18 protein-coding genes are annotated in these 19,395 nt (G+C 63.2%); 5 read left to right on the forward strand and 13 right to left on the reverse strand.

Annotated features, from left to right (window positions below; genetic code table 11):
- Positions 1-27: 27 nt before the first annotated feature.
- The 5 genes from PCS43_RS26485 to PCS43_RS26505 all read right to left on the reverse strand — a co-directional run bounded on the left by PCS43_RS26485 (position 28) and on the right by PCS43_RS26505 (position 3,882).
- Positions 28-177: a hypothetical protein gene (locus PCS43_RS26485; RefSeq protein WP_007732248.1), complete on the reverse strand. Its 150-nt coding sequence runs from the start codon at positions 175-177 to the stop codon at positions 28-30.
- Positions 174-788 (reverse strand): imidazoleglycerol-phosphate dehydratase HisB, encoded by a 615-nt coding sequence (hisB, locus tag PCS43_RS26490; protein ID WP_003942383.1) that lies wholly within the window; start codon positions 786-788, stop codon positions 174-176. The genes PCS43_RS26485 and hisB overlap by 4 nt, the downstream gene beginning before the upstream one ends.
- Positions 785-1,927 (reverse strand): histidinol-phosphate transaminase, encoded by a 1,143-nt coding sequence (locus PCS43_RS26495; RefSeq protein WP_042449556.1) that lies wholly within the window; start codon positions 1,925-1,927, stop codon positions 785-787. Before PCS43_RS26495 ends, hisB begins: the two co-directional genes overlap by 4 nt.
- Positions 1,924-3,246 carry a histidinol dehydrogenase gene (hisD, locus tag PCS43_RS26500; protein WP_209908846.1) on the reverse strand — a complete coding sequence of 441 codons (1,323 nt, stop codon included), beginning with the start codon at positions 3,244-3,246 and terminating at the stop codon, positions 1,924-1,926. The genes PCS43_RS26495 and hisD overlap by 4 nt, the downstream gene beginning before the upstream one ends.
- A 153-nt stretch (positions 3,247-3,399) precedes the next feature.
- Complete coding sequence (locus tag PCS43_RS26505) at positions 3,400-3,882, reverse strand: hypothetical protein (protein ID WP_231917356.1); 483 nt, start codon at positions 3,880-3,882, stop codon at positions 3,400-3,402.
- A 118-nt stretch (positions 3,883-4,000) separates the two neighbouring features.
- On the opposite strand from PCS43_RS26505, the gene PCS43_RS26510 reads away from it, so the two are divergent.
- The 3 genes from PCS43_RS26510 (at position 4,001) to PCS43_RS26520 (ending at position 9,160) form a co-directional block, all read left to right on the forward strand.
- Complete coding sequence (locus PCS43_RS26510) at positions 4,001-7,270, forward strand: arabinosyltransferase domain-containing protein (RefSeq protein WP_374192579.1); 3,270 nt, start codon at positions 4,001-4,003, stop codon at positions 7,268-7,270.
- A gap of 140 nt (positions 7,271-7,410) precedes the next feature.
- The gene (locus PCS43_RS26515; protein ID WP_209448737.1) at positions 7,411-8,664 is read left to right on the forward strand and encodes a glycoside hydrolase family 1 protein; all 1,254 of its coding nucleotides are present in this window, start codon (positions 7,411-7,413) and stop codon (positions 8,662-8,664) included.
- 46 nt (positions 8,665-8,710) lie between these two features.
- Positions 8,711-9,160, forward strand: a complete 450-nt coding sequence (locus tag PCS43_RS26520) for a hypothetical protein (protein ID WP_003942394.1) — start codon at positions 8,711-8,713, stop codon at positions 9,158-9,160.
- Here the strand turns inward: PCS43_RS26520 and PCS43_RS26525 are convergent.
- Positions 9,138-9,941 (reverse strand): AraC family transcriptional regulator, encoded by an 804-nt coding sequence (locus PCS43_RS26525; protein ID WP_209908849.1) that lies wholly within the window; start codon positions 9,939-9,941, stop codon positions 9,138-9,140. The two genes, PCS43_RS26520 and PCS43_RS26525, sit on opposite strands and share 23 nt — an antisense overlap.
- Before the next feature lie 92 nt (positions 9,942-10,033).
- Between PCS43_RS26525 and PCS43_RS26530 the strand changes: the two genes are divergently transcribed.
- Positions 10,034-10,837 (forward strand): sulfite exporter TauE/SafE family protein, encoded by an 804-nt coding sequence (locus tag PCS43_RS26530; RefSeq protein ID WP_197492815.1) that lies wholly within the window; start codon positions 10,034-10,036, stop codon positions 10,835-10,837.
- On the opposite strand, the gene PCS43_RS26535 is transcribed toward PCS43_RS26530, so the two are convergent.
- Both PCS43_RS26535 and PCS43_RS26540 read right to left on the reverse strand, forming a co-directional pair.
- Complete coding sequence (locus PCS43_RS26535; RefSeq protein ID WP_030537073.1) at positions 10,834-11,439, reverse strand: dihydrofolate reductase family protein; 606 nt, start codon at positions 11,437-11,439, stop codon at positions 10,834-10,836. The genes PCS43_RS26530 and PCS43_RS26535 overlap by 4 nt on opposite strands.
- Entirely contained in the window at positions 11,433-12,089 is a 657-nt protein-coding gene (locus PCS43_RS26540; RefSeq protein ID WP_003942413.1) for a nitroreductase family protein, read from the reverse strand. The genes PCS43_RS26535 and PCS43_RS26540 overlap by 7 nt, the downstream gene beginning before the upstream one ends.
- A 110-nt stretch (positions 12,090-12,199) precedes the next feature.
- On the opposite strand from PCS43_RS26540, the gene PCS43_RS26545 reads away from it, so the two are divergent.
- Positions 12,200-12,829 carry a LysE family transporter gene (locus PCS43_RS26545; protein WP_037130153.1) on the forward strand — a complete coding sequence of 210 codons (630 nt, stop codon included), beginning with the start codon at positions 12,200-12,202 and terminating at the stop codon, positions 12,827-12,829.
- Between the two features lie 21 nt (positions 12,830-12,850).
- Here PCS43_RS26545 and PCS43_RS26550 read toward each other — a convergent pair whose 3' ends face one another.
- The 5 genes from PCS43_RS26550 to PCS43_RS26570 all read right to left on the reverse strand — a co-directional run bounded on the left by PCS43_RS26550 (position 12,851) and on the right by PCS43_RS26570 (position 19,326).
- Positions 12,851-13,522 carry a DUF1345 domain-containing protein gene (locus PCS43_RS26550; protein ID WP_030537075.1) on the reverse strand — a complete coding sequence of 224 codons (672 nt, stop codon included), beginning with the start codon at positions 13,520-13,522 and terminating at the stop codon, positions 12,851-12,853.
- 53 nt (positions 13,523-13,575) lie between these two features.
- Complete coding sequence (locus PCS43_RS26555) at positions 13,576-14,895, reverse strand: lipase family protein (RefSeq protein WP_063316113.1); 1,320 nt, start codon at positions 14,893-14,895, stop codon at positions 13,576-13,578.
- Between the two features lie 20 nt (positions 14,896-14,915).
- Positions 14,916-16,247, reverse strand: a complete 1,332-nt coding sequence (locus tag PCS43_RS26560) for an SAM-dependent methyltransferase (protein ID WP_007732273.1) — start codon at positions 16,245-16,247, stop codon at positions 14,916-14,918.
- 127 nt (positions 16,248-16,374) lie between these two features.
- Positions 16,375-17,931, reverse strand: coding sequence for a pyridoxal phosphate-dependent decarboxylase family protein (locus PCS43_RS26565; protein WP_176742016.1), 1,557 nt, complete (start codon positions 17,929-17,931; stop codon positions 16,375-16,377).
- Between the two features lie 3 nt (positions 17,932-17,934).
- Complete coding sequence (locus tag PCS43_RS26570; protein ID WP_209908855.1) at positions 17,935-19,326, reverse strand: MFS transporter; 1,392 nt, start codon at positions 19,324-19,326, stop codon at positions 17,935-17,937.
- Between the last annotated feature and the right edge of the window lie 69 nt (positions 19,327-19,395).

Below are 19,395 nucleotides of genomic sequence, written 5' to 3' on the forward strand. Positions count from 1 at the left end.
GCGTCACAGACGCAGTCACTTTTCGCGTCACAGACGCAGTGCGCCCGCTACTGCCGCCAGAACCGCCAACGCCAGAAGGATTCCCGACGCAAGCTTGTTGACCTTGAACATCGAGTAGGCGCCACCCACGGCAATTCCCGCACCGATGAACAGCAGATAGGTGAAGAGGACGCTCACAGTGTGCCCTTCGTCGACGGCACGCCGCTCACGCGCGGATCCGGCTCGACAGCCTCACGCAGAGCTCGCGCAACGGCCTTGTACTCCGCCTCGGTGATGTGGTGCTGATCGCGGCCGTACAGAACCCGAACGTGCAGTGCGATACGTGCATTCAATGCGATCGACTCGAACACGTGGCGGTTGATCACCGCGTGATACGGAACGCCCGGGTACCCGCCGATGACGGAATGCACCATGTAGTCGGGCTCACCGGTGTGCACGCAGTACGGGCGACCGGAGACGTCGACCGACGCGTGCGCCAGCGTTTCGTCCATCGGGATGAAAGCGTCGCCGAAACGACGGATGCCCTTCTTGTCGCCGAGAGCCTGGCCGAGCGCCTGGCCGAAAACGATCGCGGTGTCCTCGACGGTGTGGTGAGCGTCGATCTCGACGTCACCCTTCGCCTTGACGTCGAGATCGAAGCTGGCGTGCGTACCCAGGGCGTTGAGCATGTGGTCGAAGAACGGAACGCCGGTGGAGACGTCGACGATGCCGGTCCCGTCCAGATTCAGTTCGACGACGATGCTTGATTCCCGAGTTGTTCGTTCGATCCGCGCGATGCGATCGCTCATGCCGTCTCTCCTGAATTCGTGTCGACCAGCTGGGTGCCTGCGATTTCGTCACTGGCCTTGATGAACGCGTCGTTCTCGGCTTCGAGTCCCACGGTGGCCCGCAGATATCCGGGGATGCCGATGTCGCGGATGAGAACCCCGCGGTCGAGGTATTCCTTCCACGCCTGTGCACTGTCGGTGAACTGTCCGAACAAGATGAAGTTCGCGTCACTGGGAATCACTCGGAAACCGGTGTCCGCCAGCGCCTTCGACACGCGATCGCGCTCGGCGGACAAGGCGTGCACACTGCCGAGGGTCTCGTCGGCGTGACGCAGGGCGGCACGTGCCGCCGCCTGCGTGACCACCGAGAGGTGATACGGCAAGCGCACCAATAACAGTGCGTCGATGAACGCGGGAGCGGCGGCGAGGTAGCCGAGTCGGCCACCGGCAAACGCGAAAGCCTTGCTCATGGTGCGGGTCACAACCAGCTTGGCCGGGAACTCGTCGATCAGCGTCATCGCGCTCGGGGCAGCGGAGAACTCCGCGTACGCCTCGTCCACGATCACGATGCCCGGCGCCACGTCGAGGATGCGTCGCAGTTCTGCAATGCCGACGCTGTGTCCGGTCGGGTTGTTGGGGCTGGTCACGAACACGACGTCGGGTCGACGTTCCGCGATCACGGTGACGGCAGCATCCACGTCGAGTGCGAAGTCGTCCCGACGGAAGACCTCGACCCACTCGGTATCGGTACCGTCGGCGATGATCGGGTGCATCGAGTACGAAGGCACAAAACCCATCGCGCTACGTCCCGGACCTGCGAACGCCTGAAGAAGTTGCTGCAGAATCTCGTTCGATCCGTTTGCCGCCCACAGATTGTCGACGGTGACCGGTACACCTGTCTGCTTCGCCAGGTACGCCGCCAGATCCGTCCGCAACGCCACAGCGTCACGGTCGGGGTAGCGGTGCAGTTCCTTCGCGGCTTCGCGCACGGATTCGGCCACATCGTCGATGAGCGCCTGGGTCGGCGGATGCGGGTTCTCGTTCGTGTTGAGCTGAACCGGAACCGTCAACTGCGGTGCGCCGTACGCCGACTTTCCACGCAGGTTCTCGCGAATCGGCAGGGCGTCGACCGAAATCGACTCTCCAGGAGCACTACTCATCGCAGAGCCTCGAATCGCAGACGCACAGCCTCGCCGTGAGCCGGCAGATCCTCCGCATTGGCCAGCGTGATGACATGTCCGGCAACGTCTTTCAGTGCAGACTCGGAGTAGTCGATCACGTGGATTCCACGAAGGAACGTCTGCACACTCAGACCGGAGGAGTGGCGTGCACACCCGGCCGTCGGCAGAACGTGGTTGGAGCCGGCGCAGTAGTCGCCGAGACTGACCGGCGCCCACGGGCCGACGAACACGGCACCAGCGCTGGTGACCTGAGCTGCCACCCCGGTTGCATCCTCGGTCTGGATCTCGAGGTGCTCTGCCGCATACGCATTGACGACGCGCAGACCAGCGGAAACATCAGAAACGAGCACCGTGCCCGACTGGCTACCGGTCAGTGCCGTGGTGACGCGCTCGCGATGCTTGGTGATCTCGAGCTGCGCAGCCAGAGCCTTGTCGACCGCGTCGGCCAAGTCGACGCTGGTCGTGACAAGAACGCTGGCGGCCATCACGTCGTGCTCGGCCTGGCTGATGAGATCGGCGGCAACGTGGACCGGGTCAGCGGTGTGGTCGGCGAGGATCGCGATCTCGGTGGGACCGGCTTCCGCGTCGATGCCGACCAGTCCGCGGCACAGACGCTTGGCGGCAGTGACGTAGATGTTGCCGGGACCGGTGATGAGGTCGACCGGGACAAGCTCGGTTCCATCGGTGTCGGTTCCGCCGTAGGTAAGGAGGGCGACGCCCTGCCCGCCGCCGACGGCCCACACCTCGTCGACGCCGAGCATGGCTGCTGCGGCAAGGATGGTCGGGTGCGGCAATCCGCCGAAGTCGACTTGGGGCGGCGAGGCGACAACAAGCGATCCGACGCCGGCCGTCTGAGCCGGCACGACGTTCATGACAACGCTGGACGGGTACACGGCATTGCCGCCGGGCACGTACAGCCCGACGCGCTCGACCGGAACCCAACGCTCGGTGACCGTGCCACCCGGAACGACCTCGGTGACGGTGTCCTTGCGACGCTGATCGGCGTGCACCTTGCGGGTGCGCTCGATCGCAACCTCGAGGGCTTCCTTGACTGCGGGGTCGAGTTCACGAAGTGCGCGCTCGAGCTCGGCTGCTGGTACACGAACCGAAGCCGGACGAACGCCGTCGAACTTCTCGCCGAACTCGAGGGCGGCTTCTGCCCCGCGATCACGGACGGCTTCGACCATCGGGCGAACCTGATGCAGTACCGCGTCCACATCCACTCCACCTCGGGGAAGCGCGGCGCGAAGTTCGGCCGTGGATGGGGTACGACCACGCAGGTCGGTGCGGGCAAGCATGAGAGTTCCTCTCGTACGCAAACGGGGTGCCTGTGCAAGCGGCAGCAAACCGGTCCGGCATCACAGGCCCTGAACAGCGCGCCTGAAACACAGAACTGATGTCAATTATCCAGGATAGGCGCACCCCGTTTTTCACCGGTCCACCTGCAACGCTCACTGCAGGTCCGGCGCCCGCCGCCGGGCGAGTTCGATCAGCTCGTCCCTTCGAGGTGTTGCCACCGAGATTTCACGGCCGTCATGCAGACGAAAGCGGACCCCGTCGCCGGGTGACGCGAGAATTACCCGCATACCTGGGCCGGTCATTCGATAACCGATTCCGGAGCCCATCCCGATATGTACTGCAGTGGCAGACACAACTTCGTCCCACCTAAATACCTGACGCAGCCCCGGAGACAGCGCGATCGACACTCGTTCGACGTCTGTGGTGATGATCACGCGCACCTTCCACATGTACGCGGCCAACCCGAAGGACAGGACCGCGGACAACACGGCGCCGACGTAGCCCGCCGAGTCGCGATCCACGATTGCCGCGAACCCGCAGACAATTACCAGGACAATTCCGAGGACGACGCACAATGCGACCGCCGAACGCCGCAGTAGTGGGCTCAGGGGAATGGACTCGTGAAATTCGCGCACAGCACCCCCCGCCTCGATCGCCGACAACCCCACCCCGAGGAATGACACCGGGAACACGACCATCCCATTACTCGCGCTTTTATAACAAACACGTCACGCACAGCTAGGGTCCAAAGTCGTGACAGACAGTGACGTGGCCACGACCGCACCTCCGGCCTTGCCGACCCCTCAGCGATCCAGCGGACCGAACCGAGCACGGATCGTTGCGATTGTCGCATCGATCCTCGGCATAGTTTTGTGCGGATCAGTGCCGTTCCTGCCGATCGAGCAGGACACCGCCGTCGTCAACTGGCCGCAGGCCGGGTCGACGACAAGCGTCGAGGCGCCATTGGTCTCGTACACACCGTCGCGCATGGAGGCATCGATTCCGTGCGCGTCGATCAGCGAGTTGGCCGCCACCGGCGGAACACTCGTCTCGACTGCACCTCCGGGTGCCCCCGATGCGCGCCGCTACGGATTTGTTGCCACCGTCTCCCCCGAATCCGCCGACGCTCCCGCTCGGGTCGACGTTGTCCTGCGTGATCAAGTGTTGCTCTCGACACCCGTTGCTGATCTGCAGACTGGATGCGCGCTCACGCTCGCCGCCGAGCCGACCCGAACCACCTTCAGCGCCACCGGTTCCGAACCGCGCGTCATCGAGGGCGACAGCCGACCACAGGTAGTCGGCGTCTTCAGCGACCTCGATTCGGCGGCAGCCGGTTTGAACGTCTCGATCGAGGCGGACTCTCGCTTCACGTCGAGCCCGTCGGTGATCAAGACTCTCGCCATGATTCTCGGGGCACTCACGGCTCTCGTGTCCCTCTTCGCGCTGCACCGCCTCGACAACCGCGACGGCCGGGGCACACGCAAATTTCTGCCCGCCCGATGGTGGAAGTTCACCGTCCTCGACGGGGTCGTCGTCGGAACTCTGGTGCTGTGGCACTTCATCGGCGCTACCACCACCGACGACGGCTACCAGTTCACGATGGCAAGAGCCTCCGAGCAATCGGGCTACATGTCCAACTACTTCCGGTGGTTCGCGGTCCCCGAAACCCCGTTCGGAACGCCGTATTACAACATCCTCGGACTCCTGGCCCACGTCAGCACCGCAAGCCCCTGGGTCCGTCTGCCTGCTCTGTTGGCAGGCATCATCACCTGGCTCGTCGTCAGCCGGGAGGTTGCGCCTCGGCTGGGCGCCGCCATTCGCGGAAATCGACTCGCCCTCTGGACCGGCGCGCTTGTCTTCCTCGCTTTCTGGCTTCCGTTCAACAACGGACTGCGCCCCGAACCGATCGTTGCCCTCGGCGTGCTGCTGACCTGGTGCTCGATCGAACGCGCCGTCGCGACGAGACGACTTCTGCCGGTCGCAGTCGCGATCCTGATCGCCGGATTCACCTTGACTGCCGGCCCTTCCGGCCTCATCTGCTTTGCCGCACTCATCGCCGGAATACGCCCGATCATGCGCATCATCATCGAACGTGCGCGCACCACCGGTTACGTCGCGGCTGTCGGGCCACTGCTAGCTGCCGGACTCTCGATTCTCATCCCCGCGTTCGGCGATCAAAGTCTGGCCGCCGTCATCGAGATGCAACGCGTCCACTCGATCTCACCGAATCAGCCCTGGTTCGACGAGTACCTCCGCTATCAGTACCTCTTCAACATCTCCGTCGACGGTTCTCTGACTCGCAGATTCGGTGTGTTCGTCATGGTTCTGTGCCTTGGCGTCTGCACCGCGATGATGCTGCGCAGGGGGGGCCGGATTCCCGGTTTGGCCGCCGGCCCGTCACGCCGCGTCGTGGGGCTGACGATCGGCGCACTGCCACTGCTGATGTTCTCGCCGACCAAGTGGACGCACCACTTCGGAATCTTTGCCGGACTCACCGCCGTTCTGGCGATGATGACGGCCGTCGCCGTGGGAACAAAACTCCTGCGCTCGCCGCGCAATCGGGCCCTCTTCGCGGCGGCCGTCCTGTTCCTCCTCGCGGTGGCATTCACCGGCAGCAACAGCTACTACTACGTGTCCAGCTACAGCGTTCCGTGGTGGGACAAGCCTGTGTCCATCAGCGGACTCGGCGCGAGCACCGTCCTCCTCGGGCTGACGGTGCTGATGCTCGGCGTCGCCGCGTGGTACTTCTTCCGTGAGCCGTACACCGCGGGGAAGGAACCGTCCGCGAAGCACGCTCGACTGCTTGCCATCTCGCCACTGACGGTTGCCGCAGGTGCCATGGTCCTCTTTGAGGTGCTGTCCATGGCCAAGGGCGCGGTCACCCAGTACCCGGCCTATTCGGTGGGCCGTGCAAACGTCGACGCCGTTCTCGGCCAACACTGCGGACTCGCCAACGACGTTCTGCTCGAGACCGATCCGAACGCCTCGATGCTGACGCCCCTCTCGGGCAGCGTCGCCACAGGACTGTCCGCCGGTGGGGCTACGGGATTCGATCCGAATGGCGTCGCCTCCGACCTTCGAGCAGACAAGGAAGCCACGGCTACCGGCGGCGCGAACACCGTCGACACCTCCGAGGACACCGCCGGCAACTCGGCCGGAACCGGCGGTGGCGCCGGACAGACCGGAGTCAACGGCAGTTCGGTCGCGTTGCCGTTCGGTCTCGACCCGGCGACAACACCCGTCATGGGTAGTTACGGTCAGCCCTCCCCCGGCACTCTGACCAGTGACTGGTACCAACTCCCCGACGTGGGCGAGAACGCCACACGTGGCGACATCATCTCGATTGCCGCGGCTGGTCGTGTTCGGTCCGTCGACAAGGACGGAATCGTCACCTACGGCCAGAACGTCGAGGTCGAGTACGGCACAGCGCGTGGCGTCGACGATGCCGAAACAGACGCTGTCGAAACACTCGGAAAGATCGCGCCCCTCGACATCGGCCCGGCGCCGTCATGGCGGAACCTGCGTGTGCCGTTGGATCAGATTCCCGTCGAAGCCAACAGCATTCGACTGGTCGTCAGCGACTACGACAGCAAGCCCGACCAATGGGTGGCCGTCACCCCGCCGCGGGTTCCGAAGACCCAGAAGCTCAACGACGTCGTCGGTTCACAGGCGCCCGTCATGCTGGATTGGGCTGTCGGACTGGCATTCCCATGCCAACGCCCCTTCGATCATCGGGTCGGTGTCGCCGAGGTCCCCGAGTATCGGATCCTTCCCGACCATTCCGGCGCGCTCGTGACCAGTGCCTGGCAGGACCACTACGGTGGTGGACCGTTGGGGTGGATCGATCTGCTCCTGACCGCTCAGACCATTCCGTCGTATCTCGACAACGACTGGGCTCGCGACTGGGGTTCGATCGAGAAGTACACACCGATCGATCCGAGTGCAGTACCTGCCCAGGTCGACGAAACGACCGTTCAGCGCTCCGGGACGTGGAACCCGGGATCGATGACCATGGTTTTCTGAGCGGAATTTCTGAGCGGCTGGGTCACTGAGTGACACGGTCCTGCCGCGGGCGGATCGGACGAAACGCCTGCGACTGGACACTTGTATGACTTAGTCTCCCAGGCATGGGAGCCCTGTCACGGTCTATTGCGCCTGCGCTGATGGCACTGACGTGCCTGTTCGGGGTGCTGGCCCTTCCCGCTCACGCCTCGGCTGAGGTACCGGATGACTTCCTCTGGGGCGTTGCCACCTCCGGGTTCCAATCGGAAGGTTCGTCGCCGGACAGCAACTGGTCTCGATACTCCGATTCCGGACGAACCCACGACAAGATCGGTGACTCGGTCGACTTCCGTCATCGCTACGCCGAGGACATCGACCGGGCGGCCGATCTGGGATCGAAGGTTTTCCGATTCGGCGTCGAGTGGGCGCGAGTTCAGCCCGCCGCCGGGAGCTGGAACGAGACCGAATTCGCCTACTACGACGACGTGGTAGCTCACATCCGCGCGCGGGGCATGACTCCGATGATCACACTCGACCACTGGGTGTATCCGGGATGGGTTGTCGATCAAGGCGGCTGGACAAATCCGAAGACGGAAGCCGATTGGCTGGTCAACGCAGAGAAGGTAGTCGAGCGGTACTCCGGAATCGGGGCGCTCTGGATCACGATCAACGAGCCGACTGTGTACGTTCAGCGCGAATTGACCTACGGCGGAATCGCACTCACCCAGGCGCCGTCGATGTTCGACTCATTGGTCCGAGTCCACCGGGCGATCTACGACCGCATCCATGTTCTCGATCCCGGTGCCCGCGTAAGCAGTAATTTCTCCTTCATTCCCGGCGTGTCCGAGGCGATCGATTCGGTATTCACGGATCGAGTGCGCGACAAGCTCGACTTTCTCGGCATCGACTACTACTACGGTGTGGCCCTGAACAATCCGACTGCCGCGTACGCCGCACTCGACGAGTTCTACAACGTCACGCCGCAGCCCGAAGGCCTCTACGACGCATTGATGCGGTACTCGGGCAAGTATCCGGAACTCCCCCTCTACATCGTCGAGAACGGCATGCCCACCGACAACGGAGCGCCGCGCGCCGACGGTTACACACGCTCGAATCACCTACGCGATCACATCTATTGGATGGAACGCGCCCGAGAAGACGGTGCCGACGTGATCGGCTACAACTACTGGTCCATCACCGACAACTACGAATGGGGTTCGTACCGACCTCGATTCGGCCTCTACACGGTCGATGTTCTCGGCGATCCCACTGCAGCGCGAATCCCGACCGACGGCGTCGACACCTACCGCCGGATCATTCACGAGAACGGCGTCGGGGCCGACTACGTGCCCGTCATGGCCCCGGCTTTCTGCTCGCTCGTCGATCCTCCCCGCAGCTGTACGGCTACTCGATGACGGCCGTTTTCCGAAATTCCTCCACACCTCGTCGTTAGGATGTCCCATGCGAACACTGCGAAATATCGCCGGAACTGCCGCTGCCACGGCTGCCCTGATCCTGGTTGCCGGAGGCGCTGCGACAGCAGCCCCCAACCCGGCCGATTCACCCCGCGAGGCGCAAGCACGCGCCTACATCGACGCCCTGGTCTCCCATGACGTTTCCGATGTTCATTTCGCCCCGGATGCGACGCGCGTCGAAGCCGGACTCAAGACGGGTTTCTCCGGACCACAGATGTCCGCCGACCTCGAAAACGGTATCCAATACCGCGTTATCCAGGGCGTACGAGACCTAGAGATGTCGGAAGCCGGGGACATCGTCTCGACCACCTATCTGCTCGACGCGGGAATCGGTGGCACTCGCCTCATGACCGTGGAGATTCGTGAAACCTTCGAAGTCCGTGACGGTCTCATCCACGACGTCGTCGCCGACATCATCCCGGTGTCTGTGTCGTGACGCGCGCCCGATAGCTACTGGGCGGTGCACCCGAGACTCGGGTGCACATCGCTGCGAAGGCAGCCGGCGTCGAGTATCCGAGTTCAGACGCAACGGCCGTCACACTGGCCCCGGCAGAAAGTTTCGGAAGCGCGTGAAGAATGCAGGCACGCTGCATCCACGACGACGCGCTCATCCCCGTTTCCGAGATCAGCAAGCGGTGCAGTGTCCGTTCACTGACGTGGAGTCGGTCAGCCCACCGCGTGGGCGAGTCATGGATCGACGGGGCTGCGAGATACTGCGCGCACAACGCCCGCAATCCCGGGTGCCGAGGCAGCGGGAGTTCCACAGGTAGGGGCGCAAGATCGCGAAGTTCGTGCAGGATCAGCTGAAATACCGCGGCGCAGCGTCCGTGTGCGGGGAAGTCGTCCTCCACCTTCAGCTCGACATCCACGTCGACTGCAGCAACAAGTAACTCACGCAGGAGCGACGATACTGCGACGACTCGGCACCTGACCGGGAACCACGGCGCTGCGGACGGTTCGATGTAGAGGCTTCGCGTGCTGACGCCGTCCATTGTCACGGCATGAGCGACACCGGCGGGAATCATGACCGCATTGGACGGCAGAACAGTCCACTCACCGTCTTCGGTTTCGACGTTCATCGCGCCGTTCACAGCGAAGAGAAACTGGGCTCGTCGATGTTCGTGGGCGGCCAGCACGTGACCGGGTGGGTAGTCGGTTCCGATTGCGAGAACACCGCGGGGTGAGTGATCGACGTCGTTGATCGAGATGTTGCGCACCGGAGGAACCTACCGAGTCCGTGTCTGATTGACAATGGAACCTGGCGAACCTTCGAATGTGCGCCAGCGGAGAAATCTCTACCGTTCATCGAGTGCTTCACTACGCCCTCATCCTTCTCGCTTTCGGCGCCTTGACCGGAGTCACCACCGTTCTGTTCGGATTCGGTGGCGGGTTCGTCACTGTCCCAGTCGTTTACGCTGCATCGACGCTGCGGCCGGACGTCATCGATCCGATGCATGTCGCCGTAGCATCCTCGGCGGCCGTGATGGTGGTCAATTCACTCGGTGCCACAGTCGCATTCAGGAAGTCAGGACGGCTTCGGACGGAGTACATCAGACCTCTGATCGGCCCCGTCGCACTCGGAGCCGGGCTCGGAGCGGTTGCGGCGGGCCACGTAGACGACGGCGTCGTCCGGATTCTGTTTGTGCTCTACCTGCTGGTGACAATCTTGGACAGTCTTCTGCGACAAGGGTTTCTGACACCATCTGAACCTCGCGAACATCTTGACCGTCACGGCGTCCGCGCTGTCGGGATAGGCATCGGTGCCGTCGCAAGTTTCCTCGGAGTCGGCGGGAGCGTCATGACGGTTCCGATGATGCGACGCCGCGGAGTTCCGATGGCCGACGCCGCCGCGAGCGCCAACCCGTTGAGCTTGCCTGTCGCCGTCGTCGCGACTGCGGTGTATGCGGTCTCATCAGGGCACAGTTCAGCCTCGGATCTGTCGGCGGGCAGAGTCGGCGCTGTCGACCTTCTGGCCGTCTGTGCACTACTCGCCGGTTCCCTACCGGCGATCGCGCTGAGCCGACGAATCGTCGGTGCCATACCGGACCGAGTCCATGCCGCCGCCTACATCGCTCTACTCGGCGTCGTCACGGCAGTGATGGTGATTGCTTAGCGAACGGCGTATCGCAGATAGATGACGCCGCCGTCGAAGGTTTTCTCCTCGAGCAGTTGCAGATCAAGCCGGCTTTCCGGGAGAGCTCGCAATCCGCCACCGATATTGACCGGACACAGGAACAGTCTGACTTCATCGACCAAACCCGCCGCGAAAGCACTAACCGCAACCGTCGGTCCACCGATCGAGATATCTTGTACCGCTTCACTCTCGAGCAAACGGATGAAGTCTTCATCGAAGCTCGGGACAATCCTGGTACGTGCGGTCGACACCTCGTTCAGCGTCGTGGAGTACACGATCTTGTCGATTCCACGCCAGATCTGAGCGAACTCGGCGGTCGCCGCCTCGATACCGGCAAACTCGCCCGGAGCCGAAGGTCCTCCTGCCACCGAAGAACGCTCGAGATCCTCGGACGCCATTGTTTCCCAGGGAATCATCGTCTCGTACATCCGGCGCCCGAGCAGGTACGTGCCGACTCCCCTCTCTAGCTCGTTGACGAACGCGTGGACCTGCGCGTCGGGAACCGCCCAGTCGAAGTTCCCCTGCTCATCGGCCACATACCCGTCGATCGAGCAGATCGCCGAGTAGATCAGGCTCACCATCGGTCCACGTGCAGCACGTTGTCGACCGGTTCACGGGCGGCGGGTTTGAACGTCTCGCCGGTGAAGTACGCCGTCGGGATGAGCGCAGCCTGATGGAATCCGGCCGGAATGCCCAGCAGCTCGGCAACTTCCGCTTCACGCTGCAAATGCAATGTCGTCCACGCCGTACCGAGCCCACGTGCCCGCGCGGCCAGCGCGTAACTCCACGCAGCCGGGAGTAGCGAACCCCACAGGCCGGCTTGGTTCCCCTCCGGCAGCGTCTTGCCCGCCTTGATACACGGAATGAGAAGGACCGGCACCTCACCCATGTGCTCACCGAGCCACGCGACGCTGGTGCCCACGCGTTGTTGAATCGGCGCGCGATCGGGATCATCGGCGAAGAGTTTTGCCGCCGAACCGTGAGAGGCAAGGTACTCGTCGGTGACTTCCTTGTAGATCTGCCCGACTGCTGCACGCAGTGCCGGATCGGTCACCACCATCCACTGCCAGCCCTGGCGATTCGAACCGGAGGGCGCTTGCAGGGCGATCTGGAGGCATTCCTTCACCAGGTCCAACGGCACGGGACGGGTCAGATCCAGACGCTTTCGAACGGTCCGCGTTGTGGTCAGCAATTCGTCGGGTGTCAGGTCCAGTACGGGATACGACGTCATCTCCCGATCATTGCACTGTCGCGAGCAGTGAGCAGGACTGTCCGTCTACACTTTTCTGATCCCGTGCGTGCTCGTTGTCGGGAGTATTTCCCGATCAAAGGACTTTCGACATGAGTTGGCACGTCTGGTTGGCGTTCTTCGGAGCAAGTTGGGTGATCAGCCTGTCGCCGGGGGCCGGCGCCATTGCGTCGATGTCGTCGGGACTTGCCTACGGCTTGCGACGCGGATACTGGAACATCTTCGGGCTGCAGTTGGGATTGTTGCTGCAGATCGGAATTGTCGCGGCGGGGGTCGGTGCAATTCTCGCCAGTTCGACCGTGGCCTTTTCCTTGATCAAGTGGTTCGGTGTCGCATACCTCGTCTACCTGGGGATCAGGCAGTGGCGATCGGCGCCCACCGAGGTGGAGACCGACGAGGCAGCCGCGAGCAGCTCCGGTCCGATGATGATGCTTCGCGGATTTCTCGTGAACGCGAGCAATCCGAAGGCCGTCGTTTTCATGCTCGCAGTGCTCCCGCAGTTCCTGGACCCGTCGGCGCCGCTGCTGCCGCAGTATCTGATCATCGCCGCCACGATGTGCGCAGTCGACGTGATCGTGATGACCGGATACACCGGCCTGGCCGCCCGGGTACTCACCTTGATGCGCTCCCCCAAACAGCAGCGAACCACCAATCGAGTGTTCGCCGGTCTGTTCTTCGGAGCCGCCGGCTTCCTCTCGAGCATCGGGCGTGCAGCGGCTTGATCGGTAACACGGCTCGAGAGATCACAGGCCCGCAATCAAGTTGACGACGGACGCCACGATCACCGAACCGAACAGGTACGACAGCAATGCGTGGCCGAGTGCCATCGCGCGCATGTCCGACGACTTCAAGTTGGTGTCGGAAATCGCGAAGCTCATCCCGACCGTGTACGCCACGTAGGCGAAATCGCTGTACCTCGGCGGTTCTTCCTGATTGAAATCGATTCCGCCGTCGGGGCCGGAGTAGTACAGCCGTGCATATCCGAGGGCGAAGAGCGTGTGGACCGCCAGCCACGAGATCACGACGCTGCCGACTGCAACCGATGCCGCCACTACTTGGTAGTGATGTCCGTCGGGTGCCGCCAGGAGCAAGAACGCGATACCGACCAGGCTCGCGACGGCGGCACCGAGAATCAGCAGGTGCGCGACGTTTCGGGCCGGCTCTTCGCGCGTTGCGTGGCTTGCGGTGAGCGTCGCGTCGAAGGGCCAGACCAGAATCCACGTCCACACCGTGAACACCATCGCCGCCACATCCCAGCCGATCAGAAACGCGAATCGGGGATAGCCGACCAACGCCGTGACGACACCGGCGGCCACACCGAGCAGCAGACCCGTCGACACTCTCAGCGCCGGCCCGGCACCCAGGGCGCTCCGTGGAACCGGGTTGATCGGAAGGTCGTGCGGTCGATCGTTCACGGGCTCAGTCAACCACTGTTAGAAGTGAGACGGTGGTTACGTGACACGGCGACTCAGGCGTTGCACGCACCGACTATCGGCTTGCCGTTGAATCTGTCCAGCACGTACTGCAATCCGACGCCGAAATCCGCTACGGCCGGCGCGAGGTGGTTGTTGCCGCTCCCCGGATTCACCGCAGGCAAAGTGTCGGTGAACAACGTCGCCTCGGCCCCGCGCGCGCACCAGTCCTGAACCAGGCGCCGGGTTTGCTCGTACGGGATGAAATCGTCGTTGAGCGCTCCGTTGACCAGAATCGGCGAGGCCGGGGTTCGCCACCCGATGCGTTGTTCCTCGATCACCTGTTGGATCTCCGGTACCGATTCCACCACGTCGGCGAGTGGTCGTCCGTCTGTGGTCCACGACGCCGTCGACTGCTTCCCGTACTTGGTTCGGGAATCGATGAGGCATTGCCCGGCGACGTCGGCGAGCACGGACCGGCCGTAGTCGTTGAGTCGAGATTCGATCGGCTCTCGGGCGGCGGGATAGCGGTCGAGGACGCCGTTGATCGTGTAACCGATCGCGGCCATCAGGCCGGTACCGTCGATATGACGCAGAACGCTTGCCAAGTCTGCCGGGGGCGCGCTCGCGTAACTCCCGACCAGATTCAACTCAGGCGCGTATTCGGGTGCCAGTTCGGTTGCAGCGGCAGTGGCGCCGCCGCCCTGCGAATGGCCCCACAGCGCTATCGGATCGTCCTCTCCTGCCTGCGCGAGGGCTCGGGCAGCGCGTGCACCGTCCAACATCGCATGGGCTTCCTCGGCGCGATTGACGTAGGTATGGACGCCGGGTGTTCCGAGTCCGATGTAGTCGGTGACGAATACACGAACGCCCTGGGCGAGGAAAGCGAAAGCAAAAGCTGACTCGTAGTTGACACCGACACTGTCCACACCGGCACCGTAGTTCGACGGATTCCCAGGTTCCGCCAGGCGGAGCTGACCGGCAGTGGGAAACATCCTCGACGGCGCGCACTGATCACCTTGGCCCTGCGTACCCGGACCGATCACCACCGTCGGGCGGGGGCCCGCTCCTGACCACGGGGCAGCCGGCTCCAGGTACGAGCCCGACACAGCAACCTTGGATCCGTGGGCGTCGGTACTCGAATACAGGATCCGGGTCCCCACACCAGGCACTCCGCCGACGGCACCGGCCAGAGCCAGCGGTTCCGTCCGAATCACCGAACCCGGATCACCGACGTCGCCCGGAATCGCATCGTAGAAATCGTTCACAGGTTCGGCGTTCGACATCGGTGTGAACAGCAGCGAGGTCGGCAACAGCGCCGATACCGCAACGGCCGAAACCTTCAGTGCCGCGAGGACAACCTTCCGGGTGCTCATGGAAATCCAACGTATAGGCCTCAGTCGACGCGCGGACCGGTTTCGATCTGCGGGACTTCAATCGATCGATACCAACTGTCACGCGAGCGGGCCATGCCGCTGGCCCCCCGATCCCCTGGTTTCACGGCCAGAACCTGATGAATCGTAAGCCTGTGCGGCTCCTCGAAACCCAGGGCACTGGCAGCGAGATACAGCAACCAGGTACGCACCCGGGGAGCACCGACCTGTAAGACCGATGCGTCCCAGTTCTCGCGGAGGTTCTGCACCCATGCGCGCAGTGTCAGTGCGTAATGCTCGCGCAACGCTTCGCTGTCACGCGTCTCGAAACCCGAAAGTTCCAGCGCATCAATGGTTTTACTCAACGGAAGGATCTCACCGTCCGGGAAGATGTACCTGTCGATGAAGCTGGGACCGTCATCGACGTTGTCCGACAACGACTTCACCGCGGCGATGGCATGATTGAGCAGACGACCCCGCGGCACGAGCAGGTCGTAGAGTTTTGCCGTGTACACCGGCAAATTGACCAGGCCCACGTGCTCGGACATGCCGATGCTCGAAATCGCGTCGTAAGGGCCGTCGTCGACGTCGCGGTAGTCCTGCACCCGAATCTCGATGCGATCGGTCAAACCCGCGTCGGCAACTCGCCCCTTGGCGTATTCGACCTGCTCGTTGCTCAGCGAGACTCCGACGACGTCGACGCCGTAGTTCTGGGCGGCGTGCAATGCCATCGATCCCCAACCGCAGCCGACGTCGAGCAGTCGCATTCCCGGCTTCAGATCGAGCTTGCGGCAAATCAAGTCCAGCTTCGCGTACTGAGCAGCTTCGAGGGATTCGACACCTTCCGGCCAGTATCCGCACGAATAAACCATGCTCGGCCCGAGGAACAGTTCGTAGAAGCGATTCCCGACGTCGTAGTGATGGGAGACAGTCGCCGAATCGCGTGATCTACTGTGCCGCTTGCCTCGCTTACTACGCATCTCGATCGCCGGGGGTGACGGTGGTGGACCCACCGCTCCCAAGCCGGCGAAAGTACCGGCGGCGCGAACAATCGAGCGCAGCGGCAACGTCGACAAACGATTCTCACCGAGCCGCGTGACCAGTTCCGGGACGTCGAGGAGCGCGAAGATATCGCCGTCTACGTCCAGATCGCCGGAAACGTACGCCCTCGCCAGCCCTAATTCGTTGGGAGAGTAGAGGACCCGCCGTAGGGCACGCCGATTCCGGAAGTGAACCTGCGCAGCGGCGTCCGGTGGCCCTGCCTCCGAACCGTCCCAACATCGCACGCGAACCGGAAGCGGAACCCCGATCACTTCCTCGAACACCGTCAAAATCTTGGCCGCGGCACCAGTCACTGATCAACCCTCCGACAAAAGATGGTTAGCCGATGACAGAAAACTTACGCCCGATTCGCGAATCTTTCGCGCCATTTGTCCGAGTTTTGGACAGTGTTCATCGCGGTTTCGGTATTCATCGCCGAGTTCAGGGTTCCACCATTCCGGCGAGGAATTCCACCAGCAGTCTCTTCGTGACCTCACGTGGCAGCGATTCCACTGCCGCGAGGACGGCCGCCATGTCCAAGGGAGAATCGGAAGAGCCCCGAGGATCCAGCCCCGCCGACGTCAACGCTGCCGCGACGGCGTCACTGGGCAACGCAAGAACATCGGCGACGGTGACATCGCCACGTTCGAATGCTCCGGCCAACTCTGCCAGGGCCGGCGGCGCCTCGGCTGCCGCCGAGCCGCGAACGTCGTCGGCACCGAGGACGAGTGCGCTGGTCAACTCGCCGAGCACAGATTCCGTCACCGGGGTGACGGTGAGGTGGGTTGTTCGAGGCAACGTCGTCCCGTCAGGTTGCGTCGACGCCGGCTGCCCTTGAAGGACGAAGCCGCGAGCACCGACAGCGCTCACCCAGCGATGCGGATCCACTCGCCGTTCGAGCGGCACGGAATCGTCGGTAGCGACCGCGAACAGTGGTCCCACCGGCGAGCCCACGACGCGAAGACCCTCGATTGCCTCGACCGTGCCGATCAGTGCACGAGTGGCCCGCTGCGCCCGGGACACCAATTCGGCGTACCCGGATTGCCCGAGGACTTGCGAAATCGCCCAAGCACCGGCAAGAGCAGCAACGGATTTGGAACCGAGAAGCGTGGGATTGACCACCGGGTACCCCGGCCAGTCCGTGAGTCCGAAATACTGCTTGCGATGCAGATCTCGCCCTCGGTGCAGCAGGACCGAAACGCCTTTGGGCGAGTATCCGTACTTGTGGAAATCGACCGACATGCTGGTGACCCCGGGCACCCGGAAATCCCAGGGTGGCAGATCACCCCACCACGGCAACGCAAGCCCACCGATGCAGGCGTCGACATGCAGTGGAATCGAATGTGCACGAGCAACTTCCGCGACATCGGCGATTGGGTCGAGCGCCGCGAACGGGTAGCTGGGCGCGGAGACGACGATCAAGACCGTGTCTTTCCGAACTGCCGTCGCAATATCTTGTGCGCCGACGCGCCCCGACGTGGGATCTACTGGTACCAGGATCAGTTCCAGTCCGAGCAGGTGAGCTGCCTTGTGGAAAGCGGCATGCGCGGTGGTCGGAAGAACCAGCGAACCCTCACCCGGCGGGAGCCCACGGAAGTCGCGAGCTGCCTTGACGGCCAACACACAACTCTCCGTTCCGCCGCTGGTGACATTGCCGACGACTACGCCTCCGGCGTCTGTATCTGCGGCTGGGTCTGAAGCTCCATGGAGGAACTCGCGTGCGAACGCAACCAACTCACGCTCCATCACCGCGGTGGACGGGAACACCGTCGGGTCGAGACCGTTGACCGGCTGAACCAATCGAGCTGCGTCCGCTGCCAACTCGTCGAGCGCTGCGAGGCCGCTGTCGTACACGTACGACAGAACCCGGCCTCCGTGCGTCGGAGCGTCCTGCTCGCGAAGCGAACGCAACCGACTCAAGATGTCGGCCGCCCTCTTCTCGAGGTTTGCGCTCTCGACGATCTTGCCCTGAAGTTCCTCGGCCCGAGTGGAACTCATCGTTCACCTTTCGTTCTCGTGAGTGGATTCTTGTTCGGTGCGGTAATTCCGCAATACGACCAGGCTGATCGCAACCAGGATCGCCGGCACGACCGAGAAGCCGAGGGCAATTCCGGTCAGCGCCGATTCCGGTTGCACGACAGTCTCGCCCGCAGTTTTCGAGACGAAGCCGGTCACCGCGAGTACACCCAAGAACACCGCGGGTCCCAGGGCAAGGCCTGCGGTTTCCGCGGCGGTCCAGATGCCACTGAGCGAACCACCGCGTTGGCGCCCACCGATTCGCGCGTCGTCCTCGATGACGTCCGGAAGCATCGCCAGCGGGAACACCTGCATGCCGGCGTAGCCGACGCCGGCAAGCGCGACGGCACCGTAGATCCACGAACCCGCGTCGACAGCCGCAAGCGTCAACAACGCCGTGGCGACGACGAACAGAACCGAAGACACCACGTAACCGCGAAGCTTTCCGTACCGATGCGAGAACCGGTACCACAGCGGCATGACGACGAGAGCTGGTCCGACGAGTGCAACGAACAGACCGGTGAGCGCACCTTCGTTGCCCATCACATAGGTCGCCAGATATTGCGCACCCGCTAACATCACGGCGGTGGCAAGAGCTTGGAGCACGAAGACGCTGACCAGCATTCGGAACGCGCGGGTACGTTGTATCGCGTCGAACCCGTCCCGGTACTGCGAGAGCAACGAGCCGACCGGCGCGTCCGCGTGAGTCACCGTGTGGCGCGCGGCTCCGCGAACTGCCCAGATCATTGCCCCGCACATCAGCGCCGACACCCCGATCGCCATGACCAGATAACCGCGTGCTCCGCCTCCGGCAGCATCGCGGAGCTCGGGTCCGCCGGCGCCGATGACCAGAATTGTCAGGGCCAACACCGCAATTCGAACCGATACCAACCGAGTGCGCTCGTGGTAATCGCCGGTCAACTCGGTCGGCAACGCGATATATGGAACCTGAAAGAGGCTGTAGGCACTCGCCGCGAGCAGGAAGAAGACGAGCACCCACATCGCCCCGACTCCTGGGCCGGCCGACACCGGGGCCGAGAACGTGAGAATGAAGAGCAACGGCAGTCCCAGAGCGCCTGCGAGCATGAGTGGCACTCGCGTACCGGTTCGATGAGAGCTTCGGTCGCTGATCGACCCGATCAGCGGATCGATCAGGACGTCGGCGATTTTCGGGACAATGACCACAAGCGACGCGAGCGCCGCGGCAACGCCGAGCGTGTCGGTCAGGTAGTACGCCAGTACCAGACCTGGCAGAACACCGAATCCACCCGTACCGACACTTCCCGCTGCGTATCCGGCCACCACACCACGCGAAAGCCTGTCAGGCGATCTACCTTCACGAAGACGTACCGGTTTGTCTGTAGTCACCGTCCACACACTAATGTCACGACTCCGTACCGCGAGGGCAAAAGAATCCCGATGACCAGAAGTCGCTCACTCGGACGG

This window comes from Rhodococcus sp. C-2 (genome assembly GCF_027854095.1).
In the GTDB taxonomy this organism is placed as follows: domain Bacteria; phylum Actinomycetota; class Actinomycetes; order Mycobacteriales; family Mycobacteriaceae; genus Rhodococcus_F; species Rhodococcus_F qingshengii.

Excerpts from the sequence above, each read along its gene's own strand:
- hisB (WP_003942383.1), bottom strand. The coding sequence starts at position 788 with ATGAGCGATCGCATCGCGCGGATCGAACGAACAACTCGGGAATCAAGC.
- PCS43_RS26495 (WP_042449556.1), bottom strand. The coding sequence starts at position 1,927 with ATGAGTAGTGCTCCTGGAGAGTCGATTTCGGTCGACGCCCTGCCGATT.
- hisD (WP_209908846.1), bottom strand. The coding sequence starts at position 3,246 with ATGCTTGCCCGCACCGACCTGCGTGGTCGTACCCCATCCACGGCCGAA.
- PCS43_RS26515 (WP_209448737.1), top strand. The coding sequence starts at position 7,411 with ATGGCACTGACGTGCCTGTTCGGGGTGCTGGCCCTTCCCGCTCACGCC.
- PCS43_RS26520 (WP_003942394.1), top strand. The coding sequence starts at position 8,711 with ATGCGAACACTGCGAAATATCGCCGGAACTGCCGCTGCCACGGCTGCC.
- PCS43_RS26535 (WP_030537073.1), bottom strand. The coding sequence starts at position 11,439 with ATGGTGAGCCTGATCTACTCGGCGATCTGCTCGATCGACGGGTATGTG.
- PCS43_RS26540 (WP_003942413.1), bottom strand. The coding sequence starts at position 12,089 with ATGACGTCGTATCCCGTACTGGACCTGACACCCGACGAATTGCTGACC.
- PCS43_RS26545 (WP_037130153.1), top strand. The coding sequence starts at position 12,200 with ATGAGTTGGCACGTCTGGTTGGCGTTCTTCGGAGCAAGTTGGGTGATC.
- PCS43_RS26555 (WP_063316113.1), bottom strand. The coding sequence starts at position 14,895 with ATGAGCACCCGGAAGGTTGTCCTCGCGGCACTGAAGGTTTCGGCCGTT.
- PCS43_RS26565 (WP_176742016.1), bottom strand. The coding sequence starts at position 17,931 with ATGAGTTCCACTCGGGCCGAGGAACTTCAGGGCAAGATCGTCGAGAGC.